The sequence below is a fragment of the Streptomyces sp. NPDC101152 genome (genome assembly GCF_044768275.1).
Lineage (GTDB): Bacteria > Actinomycetota > Actinomycetes > Streptomycetales > Streptomycetaceae > Streptomyces.
Window position 1 is genome coordinate 1 of record NZ_JBIWPO010000014.1, and the last position, 12622, is coordinate 12622.

General features: G+C 72.0%; 12 protein-coding genes. 6 read left to right on the forward strand and 6 right to left on the reverse strand.

From position 1 onward, the window contains the following. The first annotated feature begins 91 nt into the window (after nucleotides 1-91). Both ACIRVK_RS19935 and ACIRVK_RS19940 read left to right on the forward strand, forming a co-directional pair. On the forward strand, nucleotides 92-604 hold the full coding sequence (locus ACIRVK_RS19935; RefSeq protein ID WP_404248751.1) for a GNAT family N-acetyltransferase: 513 nt from the start codon (nucleotides 92-94) through the stop codon (nucleotides 602-604). Nucleotides 605-645: 41 nt separating this feature from the next. Then, on the forward strand, nucleotides 646-870 hold the full coding sequence (locus ACIRVK_RS19940) for a DUF2277 domain-containing protein (protein WP_404248753.1): 225 nt from the start codon (nucleotides 646-648) through the stop codon (nucleotides 868-870). A 3-nt stretch (nucleotides 871-873) separates the two neighbouring features. Here ACIRVK_RS19940 and ACIRVK_RS19945 read toward each other — a convergent pair whose 3' ends face one another. The 4 genes from ACIRVK_RS19945 to ACIRVK_RS19960 all read right to left on the reverse strand — a co-directional run bounded on the left by ACIRVK_RS19945 (nucleotide 874) and on the right by ACIRVK_RS19960 (nucleotide 4661). Further along, complete coding sequence (locus ACIRVK_RS19945) at nucleotides 874-1485, reverse strand: DedA family protein (protein WP_404248755.1); 612 nt, start codon at nucleotides 1483-1485, stop codon at nucleotides 874-876. Nucleotides 1486-1711: 226 nt separating this feature from the next. Next, nucleotides 1712-2167 carry a DoxX family protein gene (locus ACIRVK_RS19950; RefSeq protein WP_404248757.1) on the reverse strand — a complete coding sequence of 152 codons (456 nt, stop codon included), beginning with the start codon at nucleotides 2165-2167 and terminating at the stop codon, nucleotides 1712-1714. Between the two features lie 127 nt (nucleotides 2168-2294). Continuing rightward, on the reverse strand, nucleotides 2295-3926 hold the full coding sequence (locus ACIRVK_RS19955; protein ID WP_404248759.1) for an alkaline phosphatase D family protein: 1632 nt from the start codon (nucleotides 3924-3926) through the stop codon (nucleotides 2295-2297). 90 nt (nucleotides 3927-4016) lie between these two features. Next, on the reverse strand, nucleotides 4017-4661 hold the full coding sequence (locus ACIRVK_RS19960; protein ID WP_404248761.1) for an HNH endonuclease family protein: 645 nt from the start codon (nucleotides 4659-4661) through the stop codon (nucleotides 4017-4019). Between the two features lie 374 nt (nucleotides 4662-5035). Between ACIRVK_RS19960 and ACIRVK_RS19965 the strand changes: the two genes are divergently transcribed. Further along, nucleotides 5036-5617: a TMEM165/GDT1 family protein gene (locus ACIRVK_RS19965; RefSeq protein WP_404248763.1), complete on the forward strand. Its 582-nt coding sequence runs from the start codon at nucleotides 5036-5038 to the stop codon at nucleotides 5615-5617. Between the two features lie 182 nt (nucleotides 5618-5799). After that, nucleotides 5800-6468, forward strand: coding sequence for an HAD-IA family hydrolase (locus ACIRVK_RS19970; protein ID WP_404248765.1), 669 nt, complete (start codon nucleotides 5800-5802; stop codon nucleotides 6466-6468). Between the two features lie 28 nt (nucleotides 6469-6496). Here ACIRVK_RS19970 and ACIRVK_RS19975 read toward each other — a convergent pair whose 3' ends face one another. After that, nucleotides 6497-7393 carry a peptidoglycan-binding protein gene (locus ACIRVK_RS19975; protein WP_404248767.1) on the reverse strand — a complete coding sequence of 299 codons (897 nt, stop codon included), beginning with the start codon at nucleotides 7391-7393 and terminating at the stop codon, nucleotides 6497-6499. Nucleotides 7394-7680: 287 nt separating this feature from the next. On the opposite strand from ACIRVK_RS19975, the gene ACIRVK_RS19980 reads away from it, so the two are divergent. Further along, nucleotides 7681-9726 carry an MDR family MFS transporter gene (locus tag ACIRVK_RS19980; protein ID WP_404248769.1) on the forward strand — a complete coding sequence of 682 codons (2046 nt, stop codon included), beginning with the start codon at nucleotides 7681-7683 and terminating at the stop codon, nucleotides 9724-9726. Between the two features lie 12 nt (nucleotides 9727-9738). On the opposite strand, the gene ACIRVK_RS19985 is transcribed toward ACIRVK_RS19980, so the two are convergent. Continuing rightward, a complete protein-coding gene (locus ACIRVK_RS19985) occupies nucleotides 9739-10983 on the reverse strand; it encodes a hypothetical protein (RefSeq protein WP_404248771.1) in 1245 nt (414 codons plus the stop codon). Between the two features lie 344 nt (nucleotides 10984-11327). Between ACIRVK_RS19985 and ACIRVK_RS19990 the strand changes: the two genes are divergently transcribed. Next, complete coding sequence (locus ACIRVK_RS19990) at nucleotides 11328-12536, forward strand: hypothetical protein (RefSeq protein ID WP_404248773.1); 1209 nt, start codon at nucleotides 11328-11330, stop codon at nucleotides 12534-12536. Nucleotides 12537-12622 lie beyond the last annotated feature (86 nt).

The window sequence follows — 12622 nt, forward strand, 5'->3', positions numbered from 1 at the left end:
ACCGGTAAGCCGTGTGCGGGAAAACCGCACGCACGGATTGAAAGGGGAATGGGGAAACGGGCTCGAAAGAGCACCGCGCCCCTGACTACCAATGGAGATCGCGGGCGGGGACAAGGTACGGCTGGAGCCGTGGGGTGAGGGGGACCTGTGGCTGTTGCGGAGGGCCAACAGCCCCGAGATGACCGAGCACTTGGGCGGGCCGGAGAGCGAGGAGAAGGTCGTCGCACGGCATCGGCGCTACCTCGAGGCGGGGCCGGGGCAGATGTACCGGGTCGTGTCGGCGGAGAGCGGGGAGGCCGTCGGTTCCACCGGGTTCTGGGAACGGGAGTGGCGGGACGGCGTGGTGTGGGAGGCGGGATGGGGGATCCTGCCCGAGTTCCAGGGGCGGGGGCTGGCCGCCGCGGCGGCCCGAGGCGTCGTGGCCGCCGCGCGGGACGCCGGTCGGCACCGGTATCTGCACGCCTTTCCGAGCGTGGACAACGTTCCGTCGAACCAAGTGTGCCGCCGGGCCGGTCTCACGCTGCTCGGACCGGTCGACCTGGAGTACCCGAAGGGCCACTGGGCGATCTCCAACGACTGGCGGGCGGACCTGAGCTCCCTGTAGAACCTTGGCGGCAGACCCCCGGTATGCGTGAGACTGGGGTCATGTGCCGGAGCATCAAGACACTGCGTCCGCCCGTGTTGCCCGAAGAGGCGACGGAGGAGGAGATCAGGGCCGCGGCCCTGCAGTTCGTGCGGAAGGTGTCCGGGTTCCGGGCGCCGGCCGCGCACAACCGGGAGGTGTTCGACCACGCCGTCGACGCGATCGCCCAGGCCACCGCGGAGTTGCTCGACAACCTGGAGGTCCGCGGCCAGAAGGCGAGCGCGTAGCCGCTACGACGCCTTCGCCGGCCGGCGCATCACGTACGCCGCCCCCGCGCCCGCCCCGAACAATGCCAGCACCGACACCCCGGTGCCGAGCCACGTCGTCCCCAGCCACCGGCCGCCGTAGTAGCCGAGCGCCACGCTGTACACGGCCCAGGCCAGGCCCGCCAGGGCCGACCAGGGCAGGAAGTCGCGGGCACGGCGGTGGGCGGCGCCCGCACCGAGGGAGACGACCGAGCGGCCCGCCGGGGCGAACCGGGCGAGGATGACCAGGGCGCCGCCGCCCCGGGCCAGGGCCGCGCCGAGACGTTCCTGCGCGGTGGAGAGCCGACGGGAGCGAGCGATGGCGCGGTCCAGGCGTGCGCCGCCGCGCCAGGCCAGGCGGTAGGCGACCAGGTCGCCGAGGACGGAGGCGCAGGCCGCGCACACGGTGAGGCCGATGATGTCCGGAACCTTGTGCGGCACAGCGCCGCTCGCCGAACCCGCGGCCGCCGCCGTCGCGGCGGTGATCACCAGCACGCCGCTGGGCAGCACCGGCAGGAACACGTCGAGCAGCACCGACAGCGCCACCATGACGTAGATCCAAGGGCTGCCGGTCAGCGACCCCAGATTCTCCAGCACCACGACTCCCCGTGAACTCCCCCGTCGGTCCGACCGAGCCGCTTCGTCGCGGGGGAGCGGCAGGGCGGCCATCAACAGCCCTACAGGCTACGCGGGCAGTGTGACAGGAGTTCCATCGGGGGCGCGTGTGTTCGACACAAGTTGTTCACCGGCGCCGGCCGGGCGTCGTCCGGCCACGTGAAGGGCCTTCCCCCGCAGATGAGGGAAGGCCCGGTTTCGCGGTCGTTCAGGCGGCGACCGGCGTCTGCTCCGCGGTCCGCCGACGTTCGGCCGATGAGCGCCTGGCGAACAGCCGGTCCAGGCCGAAGGCGCCGGACCCGGTGAAGACCAGCAGCAGCAGGGCCCAGCTGAACATCGCCGCGGCCTCGCCGCCGTTCTCCATCGGCCACAGGGCGTGCGGCTGGTGCATCTTGAAGTACGCGTACGCCATCGAGCCGGAGGCGAGGAACGCCGCTAACCGCGTGCCGAGGCCGAGCAGCACGAGGACTCCGCCGACCAGCTGGATGACGGCGGCGTACCAGAACGGCCAGGCGCCGGTCGCGACGGTGCCGCCGTGCGTGCCGGGCACCCCGCCGAGGACGCCGAAGAGCGAGGCCGCGCCGTGGCAGGCGAAGAGCAGGCCGACGACGATGCGGAACAGGCCCAGCGCATAGGGCTGGGCACTGTTGAGCCGAGCGGTCATGTGGGGGGTACTCCTTCGGTCGGGCCGGTCCGGGGCGGGCCGGCTGGGGGACGAGCCGAGTGAGTGATTCACGCTAGGTCAACCTAAATAATGCTTTCAAGTTCAACATTCAGCCATCCGGGAGGGCTCACGCGGTGCTGAGCGTGGAGTCCTCCACAGCCGTGAGCCCGCCCTCCGTCCCCGCCTGCTCAAGGCGTAGTCGTGCCGAACGGCCCTTCAGCGTCAGGGTCATGAGCTGGTTGCCGAACCAGGGGCCGCCCGTCCTGCGCCACGTGACCGGCGGGGGCGCGCACCTGCCGTGCCGGGCGAACCGGCGCCCCAGCACGCGGGCCGCCCTGCTCCAGCCGAAGCGGAAGCCCAACCGGATGGCCCGGGGGACGGCGTTGTGCACGGGCGAGCAGGTCAGTTGCAGCACCCGCGCGTCGGGCCCGGCCCCCGAGACCCACCTCGGCTCCGCCACGTACGCGTGATGCACGTCCCCCGACAGCACCAGTACGGTCGCCGGCGCCCCGGCCCCGGAGCCGGCCTCGGCGATCAGGTCCGCCAGCGCGGCGAAGGAGGCCGGGAACGCCGCCCAGTGCTCCAGGTCCGCCCGCCGCCGCAGGTCCTCCCCGAACCGTGCCCAGCGCGCCCCGCGATCGCCGCGGCACAGGGCCGCGTTCCAGGCCTCGGCGTCGTGCACCAGGTGCGGCAGCAGCCAGGGCAGCGAGGTCCCGAGAAGGAGGTGGTCGTACGACTCCCGCGCGTCCAGCACCTGTTCGCGCAGCCACTCCGCCTCGCCCGGGTCGAGCATGGCGCGGTGCTCCTCGTCCAGGACGCGGGCCGCCCGCGAGTCGACCATCAGCAGCCGCACCCGGCCGAAGTCGCGCCGGTAACTCCAGCGCACCGAGGCCGAGTCGGCGTCGGCACGGCAGGCGAAGGCACGCAACTCGTCGGTACCGTCGGGGAGTTCGCTTACGGCACGGTAGAGCGGGTCGGCGGCCAGCGTGTCCGGGGACACGTTGCCCAGGTGCTGGTGCACCCAGTACGACATCAGGCCGCTCAGCAGCCGCTCCCGCCACCACGGCGTGGCGCGCATGTCCTCGAGCCAGGCGGCGGAGGTGTTCCAGTCGTCGATGACATCGTGGTCGTCGAAGATCATGCAGCTCGGCACGGTGGACAGCAGCCAGCGTACCTCGGGGTCGAGCCAGGACTCGTGGTAGAGGCGGGTGTACTCCTCGTAGTCCGCGACCTCGCTGCCCGGCGGCTCGCTCAGGTCGCGCCGCGCGGCCAGCCAGCGGCGGGTGGCGTCGGAGACCTCGTCGGCGTACACCTGGTCGCCCAACAGCAGCAGCACGTCCGGGCGTTCGCCTTCCGGGTCGGCGGCGACGCGGCTCGCGAGCGCGTCCAGGGCGTCCGGGCCGACGGGGTCGTGGCCGTCGGCGGGCGGGGCGGCCCAGCGGCAGGAGCCGAAGGAGACGCGGACGGCGTCGCCGTCGGCCGGGAAGCTGATCACGGACGGCGGGAAGGGGGAGTCGGGCTCCGGCCACACGCGCGTGCCGTCCAGGAACACCTCGTACGCCGTCGCCGTACCGGGGGTGAGGCCGGTGACCGGGATCAGGGCGTAGTGGTGGCCGCAGATCTGGAAGGTGCGGGCCGACCCGGACGAACCGTCGGCGCAGCGCACCTCGGCGGTGCACGGCCGGCCCGCCTCGACCCACACGGTCGCGCTCGACCCGTCGGCATACCTCAGCAGTGGTCCCAGGCGCAGTTCGGCCACCTCGTCGCCCTCCTCCGTCGCCCCGTACGGTACGGAACGACGGAGGTCAGTGGCGAGGTTCCGGCACGGAATCAGCCGCGCGCCACGGGGTCAGCAGCCGGCGAGGTGGCCGGTGAGGGCGGACTTCTCGGCGGAGTCGACCGCGAGGTCGTAGTAGTACTTCACCTGGACCCACGCGCGGACGTAGGTGCAGACGTACGCGGTCCGGGACGGGACCCAGGTGGAGGGGTCCTGGTCGCCCTTGGACTGGTTGACGTTGTCCGTGACGGCGAGGAGCTGCGGGCGCGTGACGTCGTTGGCGAAGGCCTGGCGCTGGGCGGTGGTCCACCTGCTCGCGCCGGAGTCCCAGGCCTCGGCCAGCGGCACCAGGTGGTCGATGTCAACGTCGGAGGCGGCGGTCCAGGTCGCGCCGTCGTAGGGGGAGTACCAGCTGCCGCTGGTGGCGGCGCAGGCGGAGTCGGTGACGACGTTCGATCCGTCCCGCTTGAGGATGTACTCGCGGGTGTCGCACGTCCCGGAGATGGTGATCCAGGTCGGGAACAGGTCCCGGCTGTAGCCGGTGCGGCTCTCGGTCGCCACGGTGAGCGAGGCGAGGTAGGTGCGCGCGGTGGCGGCGCTGACCGGGGTGGGGAGGGCGGCGGAGGCGGTCGGGCCGTTGAAGAGGGCGGCGGAGGCTATGAGTCCGGTAAGAGTCGCGAGTATGCTGAGCCGTCGACGCGCGTAGAACTTCGGCATGCGAACTCCCTGGTGGAGTGGGGGTGTTGGAGGGGAGGCAGGGGAATACTCACGCTGCTCTGTTGCCGGAAGGTGAGTGTCCGGTAAGAAGTTAATGATGCGTGCATGACATCACAAGGTTCACGGTCGAACTTTCTCTCGCGTACGATGGACGGCGCAGAAGGGGAGTAGCTCTTCGCCGGACCGTCGACATACTGCTCAGCTCGTCTGAGCCGGCGCCCGGAGGCGGGTCCACGCGGACCTCGCCAGCGAGACCTTCGGCCAGCAGTGCACGCCCGTGTCGTACGGCGGGCGTCGAGTGTGCTGCCGTGCCGAGGTGTCGTTCCCGAAGACGGATCACTCTCGGCGGGGCGGCCCGACCGATTGAGGACCTCTTGATCAGCATCACCGTCACGGCGCTCGTCTTCGGCGTCGTCTTCCTCGCGGAGCTCCCGGACAAGACCGCGCTCGCCGGACTCGTGCTGGGCACGCGCTACCGCGCCTCGTACGTCTTCGCCGGCGTCGCCGCCGCCTTCGCCCTGCACGTCGTCCTGGCCGTCGCGGCCGGCAGCGTGCTCACGCTGTTGCCGCAGCGGCTCGTGCACGCGCTGACGGGCGTGCTGTTCCTGGCCGGCGCCGCGGTGCTGCTGCTGAGGAAGGGCGACGGCGAGGAGGAGATCCGCAAGCCGGAGGACCAGTCCTTCTGGAAGGTCGCGGGCGCCGGGTTCATGCTCATCCTGGTCGCCGAGTTCGGTGACCTCACCCAGATCATGACGGCGAATCTCGCGGCCCGTTACAACGACCCGATCTCCGTCGGGCTGGGCGCGGTGCTGGCGCTGTGGGCGGTGGCCGGACTGGGCATCGTCGGCGGAAAGGCGCTGATGAGGCGGGTGCCGCTGGCCCTGATCACCAAGATCGCGGCGCTGCTGATGCTGGGGCTCGGCGTGTGGGGCCTGTGGGAGGCGGTGGCGGGCTGACGCGGCCGGCCCGGCTGAACGCCGGATGAACTCTGCGCCGAGCGGTGGCGGATACCGGAACGGTTTTGTACCGTGGAGGAACAAAGTGGCTCCCGCCCGCTCTCCCTGACCGGCGGGCGGGGCCGCCTTGTCCCCTCCGGGGCCGACCGACGCCCCCTCTCCGCCACGCCTTGGAGCTGCCGATGACGGTCACCACCGTGCCCACCGTCCTCACCGCCCGCGCCCTCCTGCTCGACATGGACGGCACCCTCGTGAACTCCGACGCCGTCGTCGAGCGCATCTGGCGGCGCTGGGCCGAGCGGCACGGGCTGGACGGCGACGAGGTGATGAAGGTGGCGCACGGACGGCAGGGGCACGCGACCATGGCGCTGCTGCTCCCGGACCGGCCGGTGGAGCAGAACCTCGCGGACAACGCGCGGATGCTCGCGGAGGAGACCGCCGACGTGGACGGGGTCGTGCCGATCGCCGGGGCGGGGGCCTTCCTCGCGTCCCTGCGCGGGCTCCCGCACGCGCTGGTGACCTCGGCGGACATCGCCCTGGCGACGGCCCGGATGACCGCGGCGGGGCTCGAACCGCCCGAGGTGCGCGTCACGGCCGAGTGCGTGGGCGCCAGCAAGCCGGACCCCGAGGGCTTCCTGAAGGGGGCCGCCGAACTCGGCGTGGAACCGGCGGACTGTGTCGTGTTCGAGGACTCGGCGGCCGGCATCGCCGCGGGCCGGGCCGCGGGCATGGGCGTGGTCGGAGTGGGGCCGCGGGCCGACGTCCACGACCCGGACGTCGTCGTCCGGGACCTCACCCAGATACGGGTGGAAGCGACGGCCGACGGCGAGATCCGTCTCTACGTGGGCTAGAACTCCCCGCACCCGTGCGCCGGGCCCCTCACGGCTTGGTCGTCTCCGACTCCAGACGTGACCGGGTCAGCAGGTCGTACACCCCGTACTCCGGCACCTTGAGCCCACGCGCCTGCTGGTATCGGGTCACCGCGTCCTGGACGCCCTCGTCGTAGAGGCCCCCGGGCGTGCGGGTGTAGAAGCCCGCCTGGGTGAGGCGCAGTTCGAGTTCGGTGACCTCGGGGCCCGCCGAGCCGCGGCGCAGGACCGCGGGCGGAGCCTGGGGCTTGGGCTGGGCGTGGGGCAAGCCGACCGTGCCGGTGGCCGTGATCGTGGGCGGAGTGCTCGCCGGCTTCGGCGAACCCGACGGGGAGGGCGAGGAACTCGCCGTCGCGGACGGTGTCGGTGAGGGGGACAGGGAAGCGCCGGCCGGAGGCAGCGGCGCGGCGGACGGCCGTACCGGAACCGCCGCCCGGCCCGACGGCTTCGTGGGTGCCGGGCTCGTCGAGGCCTCGGGCACTCTCGCCCGTACGCCGTCCGGCAGCGCGCTCTCCCGCGAGGGCGGCTCGTAGGAGAACACCCCGCTCGCCAGCCCCGCCGCGGCCACCACGGCGACCACCGCCCCGACCGTGCCCAGCAGCACGGTACGGCGACGACCGCGCGGCCTGCGGGTGTCGTCCCCCGGGGCCTGCCCCCGTCGCCCCTCCTCGAACAGCCGCAGGTCCTGAGTGCTGGGCCCGTCCCCGGGAGGAACCGGCGGCGCGGACGTCACGCCCACGCCCTCATCAGGCCCCTCGGGATGGATCGCCCGTAACGGCATCGTCGCGTCGGCCTCCTGGCCGGTGCCGGGCCCCTCCAGCTCCACGTACGGCCGTATGCGCAGCGGATCGAAGTCCTCCGCCGCGGCCGCCTCCGCCGTGCGGGTCTCGCGCAGGGCCTCGGACACGCGTCGGGCGCAGAGACAGGACGGCGTGTTGTCGGGGTCTCTCGGCGCACCGCACTCCGGGCACCGCCGACCCTCCGGGTCTGTCACGCGTTCGTCCCTCCCTCCACGCTGCTCTCTCGCTCCCCTCGCATGCTCCAAGGATTATGCAGATCTTCTCCACCCCTTCTCCCGCAAGCCCCCGGAATCCTGGCTTCCGGAGGACTCGACAGGCCATATCCGGTCACTCCCAGCAGGATGGGAAAACGCGGCGGACACGCCACGGAATGACTTGACCCTGGGAGGCCCTCATGGCAGGGGACGCGCCCGCAGTGACCGGGCACCTACGCGAGGCACGCGACCCGCACGTACCGGGGAACGTCCTCGTCTCCATCGGTGCCCTGCTGCTCGGGATGCTGCTCGCGGCGCTCGACCAGACCATCGTGTCGACCGCGCTGCCGACGATCGTCAGCGATCTCGGCGGCCTCGAACACCTCTCGTGGGTCGTCACCGCGTACCTGCTGGCCTCGACCGCCGCGACTCCGCTGTGGGGCAAGCTCGGCGACCAGTACGGGCGCAAACGCCTCTTCCAGACCGCGATCGTGATCTTCCTGGTCGGCTCCGCGCTGTGCGGCATGGCGCAGAACATGCCCCAGCTCATCGCCTTCCGGGCGGTGCAGGGACTGGGCGGCGGCGGGCTGATGGTGCTGTCGATGGCGATCGTCGGGGACATCGTCCCGCCCCGGGAACGCGGCCGGTACCAGGGGCTGTTCGGTGCCGTGTTCGGGGCGACCAGTGTGCTCGGCCCGCTGCTCGGCGGGCTGTTCACCCAACACCTCAGCTGGCGTTGGGTGTTCTACGTCAACCTTCCCGTCGGTGTCGTCGCACTCGGCGTGATCGCGACCGTGCTGCGCATCCCCCGCAAGCACACCCGGCACGTCATCGACTACCTCGGCACCCTCCTCATCGCCTCCGTCGCCACCTGCCTGGTGCTGGTGGCGTCCCTCGGCGGCACCACCTGGAGCTGGAGCTCGCCGCAGATCATCGGCCTCGCCGTGCTGGGCGTCGTCCTCGCCGTCGCCTTCGTCCAGGTGGAGCGGCGGGCCGCCGAACCCGTCCTGCCGCTCAAGCTGTTCCGCGTCCGCACCTTCACCCTCTCCGCCGTCATCAGCTTCATCGTCGGCTTCGCGATGTTCGGCGCGATGACCTATCTGCCGACCTTCCTCCAGGTCGTCAAGGGCGTCACCCCCACCCTCTCCGGCGTGCACATGCTGCCCATGGTGTTCGGCCTGCTGCTGTCGTCCACCTTCTCCGGACAGATCGTCAGCCGCACCGGTCGCTGGAAGGTGTTCCCGATCGCCGGCACCGCCGTCACCACGATCGGCCTCCTGCTGCTCCACCGACTCGACGAGCACAGCTCCACCGCCGTGATGAGCCTGTACTTCTTCGTCTTCGGCCTGGGCCTCGGCCTCGTCATGCAGGTGCTGGTGCTCATCGTGCAGAACGCGGTCTCCTACGAGGACCTCGGCGTCGCCACCTCCGGCGCGACCTTCTTCCGCTCCATCGGCGCGTCCTTCGGCGTGGCGATCTTCGGTACGGTCTTCGCCGGCCGTCTCTCCAGCAAGCTCGCGGACGCCCTCCAGGGCGTGCGGCTGCCCGCCGGCGTCTCCCCGGACGCGCTCAAGTCCGACCCGCGCGGCATCGGTTCGCTCCCGCCGGCCCTGCGCGGCCCCGCCGTGCACGCGTACGCCTCCTCCATCACGGACGTCTTCCTGTACGCGGCCCCCGTCGCCGTCCTCGGCTTCCTGCTGGCCTGGTTCCTCAAGGAGGACAGGCTGCGCGCCTCGGTCACCGCGCCCGACGTCACGGAGACACTGGCCAGCAACCCGGTCGAACGCTCCTCCTACGACGAGGTGTGCCGCGCGCTGTCCGTGCTCGGCACCCGGGAGGGCCGGCGCGAGATCTACCGGAAGATCACCGAGCGGGCGGGTTACGACCTGCTGCCGGGCGCGAGCTGGCTGCTGCTGCGGATCAGGCGGTACGGCTGGGTGGAGCCGGCCGTCCTCGCCACGCGCAGCCCCGTGCCGCTGGAGGTCATCCTCGAAGCCGCCCGCCAGGTCGAGGAGCGGCACCTGGCCGTCCGCGAGGGCCTCGACCTCGTCCTCACCGACACCGGCCGTGAGGTCGCCGACCGCCTCGCCCGGGCCCGGGAGGACTCCCTCGCCGAGCTCCTGGGCGACTGGTGGGGCCCCGACCGCCCGACCGACCTCGTCCAACTGGTCCACGAACTGAACGCAGAACTCTGCGGCTCCGAACGCGAACAGCCCCACAAGGGACGGACGAGCGAGATCGGCTGACCAGGTCGCCGTTCACCACGTCCAGCCGTGGCCGCCGCTGTTGTGGAACAGGGCCAGGACGCCGGTGGCGACGATGAGGTACCGGGTGAGGGGGCCCTGGCGGACCAGGGCGGCCAGGGCCCAGGCGAGGGCCAGGTACCAGGGCATCGACCACGGCGCGGTGAGGACCCAGGCGAAGACGAGCACGAAGGGGACGGCGACCACCGCCGGGCTCCCGGCCGGGACACGGCGGTACAGCAGCCACGCGACGGCGAACATCAGGACGGGCCAGAGGAGTCCGGAGACGGTGGCGGCCGCGTGCGGGCCCAGGTATCTGGTGCCGAAGTACGTGAACACCGCCCACAGCGAAGGTGAGGAGACCATCTGCGAGGCACCCGTGAGGGGAGCGAGGGCATGGACGCCGTAGACGCCGTAGAGGGCGACCAGAGTCAGCACGGCGGCGACCGCCTGCCGGGCGACCGATCGCCAGGCGCCGGAAAGCAGCAGCGGCCAGGCCAGACCGACGCCGAGCAGAGCGGCACTGATCTTGACGGCACAGGCCAGGCCGACCAGCCCTCCGACGATCAGATCGTTGTACGGTCCCACGGTTTTGCGAGCGAAGTGCACCGCGCACACGGCCAGGCAGGCGACCAGGGTGTCCAGATGCCCGCCCGCGACCAGCACGCCGATCAGCAGCGGGTTGGCGCTCCACAGCAGGGCGGCGCGGACCGGGTCGTCGGCGGTGCGGATCAGCAGGCAGCCGGTGCCGAGGAAGACGGCCGCGTTCGCCAGCATCAGCGCCCAGATCGTCAGCCAGGGCAGGTCCCCGCCGACGTACGCCGCGCCCGCCTGCCACCAGGTCGCCACCGGCCCGTACACGGACGGTGTCTGCCGCCACGCGTCGCTCACCAGATGCGCGTAGGCGCCGCCCAGACCGGCCGGCGTGGTCACGTACGGGTCGCCGCCGAGCGCGGCGATCCGACCGTACGCGGCGTAGCTGGCCGTGTCGGAGGAGCCGACGGGGGTGAGGTTGGCGACGACGACCACCGCGACCGCACCGGCGCCGAACAGGGCCCGCGCTCTCGGTCTCCAGCCCCGTTCATGGGCGTGCAGCAGGGCCAGTGTGCCCAGGCCGGACAGTACGACGGCGGTGTAGGTGAGGGCCGCGGAGACGGTGCCCGACATGGCGGGCAGGCGAAGCCAGCTGATCGGCGCCCGCAACGTGTTGTGGTTCGGGGCGCTCGCTCCGACCAGCGCGAACAGCGCGATACCGGCCACGGACGTCCAGATGGCGGCATCGGGCCGACGCCGGTCCGCGACCCCCGGCGCCGAAGGCCGAACCGAGCGGATACGAGGCGCGAAGGGCAGAGCCCACTGAGTGTTGTCGGTCGTCACGCGTCAATCACCGAGTCACCCTCGAGTCGTGTCCACTGCGTCCCAGCGCGCTGTCCGACCAATCACTGCCGTACCGAACGTAGCGCGGCCGATCTTCGGGTGTCCACGTCGTGGAAGTGAACAAACCGTATGAGAACCACTGCGGACAGAACCGGGCCGGTCCGCAGGAACGTCTTCCCACCGGAAGCATCCACACACAAGGGAGCCGCTGAACGGGAGGTGGGGACGTGTCGACACGAGACACCTGGTACCGGTGGGCCCTCGGGCTGTGGGCGCTGGTCTGGCTGCTCGTGTACATGCCGGGCGGCGGCTACTCCTGGCACTACTTCGCCCACGGCAGTGCGCTGCTGTTCGACGGTTCCGGCGCGAGCCCGGCGGGCGGCCTGCACCTCTACGCGAACTATCCGAGCCTCCAGATCGGTCCGGTCGCCTTCCTCGTCGCCCAGGCGCTGCGCTCGATCGGCCCGGACAACGGGATGGTGGCGGGCCAGCTGGCGATGACCGCCGTCGGCCTGCTGGTGCTGCACACCCTGGAGCGCTGCGCGGTGCTCGCGCGCCCGGACCTGCTGCGCCGGCCGACCGCCCTGCGGCGGACCGTGCTCCTCGGCGGCGGCCTGTTCCTCGTCGTCTGGGAGTCGCTGTCCGTGCACTACGGCCATCTCGACGACGTGCTGGCGCTGCTCTTCGCCGTACTCGCGGTCCGGGCCCTGATCGCGGACAGCCCGGCGCTGGCGGGGCTCTGCCTGGGCCTGGCCGCCGACTCCAAGCCCTGGGCGCTGGCCTTCCTGCCGCTGGTCCTGGCCGTGCCCCGGCTGCGGCGGCGGCACGTCGCCGTCTACGCGGCCGCCACCGTCCTGCTCGCCTGGCTGCCCTTCGCGATCGCCGACCCGGGCACGCTCACCGCCGCGCAGTACGCCATCGTCAACGAACCCTCCTCCGCCCTGCGCGCGCTCGGCGTCACCTCGGCCGGGACACCCTCGTGGGACCGCACGGCGCAGCTCGTCCTGGGCTGCGGCCTGGGCGTGCTCGCGGTCGTGCGACGCCGCTGGCCGGCGGTGCTGTTGCTGGGGGTCGCGGCCCGGATCGCGCTGGACCCGGGCGTCTACGACTACTACACCGCCGGCCTGCTCGTCGGCGCGCTGTGCTGGGAGTTCCTGGGGCTGCGGCACCCCGTCCCCGTGTGGTCCCTGGCCGCCTTCACGGGCCTGCATCTGGCGCCCGGCCTGATCGGCGACGCGTCCCAGCTCGGAACCCTGCGGCTGTGGACCGTGCTGCTGCTCACGGCCGGCGTCCTTCTCCTCCCGCAGCGCTGGTGCGCGCAGGAGGGACTTCCCGGGTCCGCCACCGACACGATCACCGATCCGGCGAGGGTCATCGGCGACGTCCATCGGCTCCCGAAGCGGTTCGAGACGGTGTCGGCCGGGCGGTCCGACTGATCGGGTAGCCGGAAAGCAAGCCCATCGCCGCGACGCCGCGGAGATCCGTCAGAAGAGCCCTGGAGCCGCTCGGGCGCCGCCCGGCC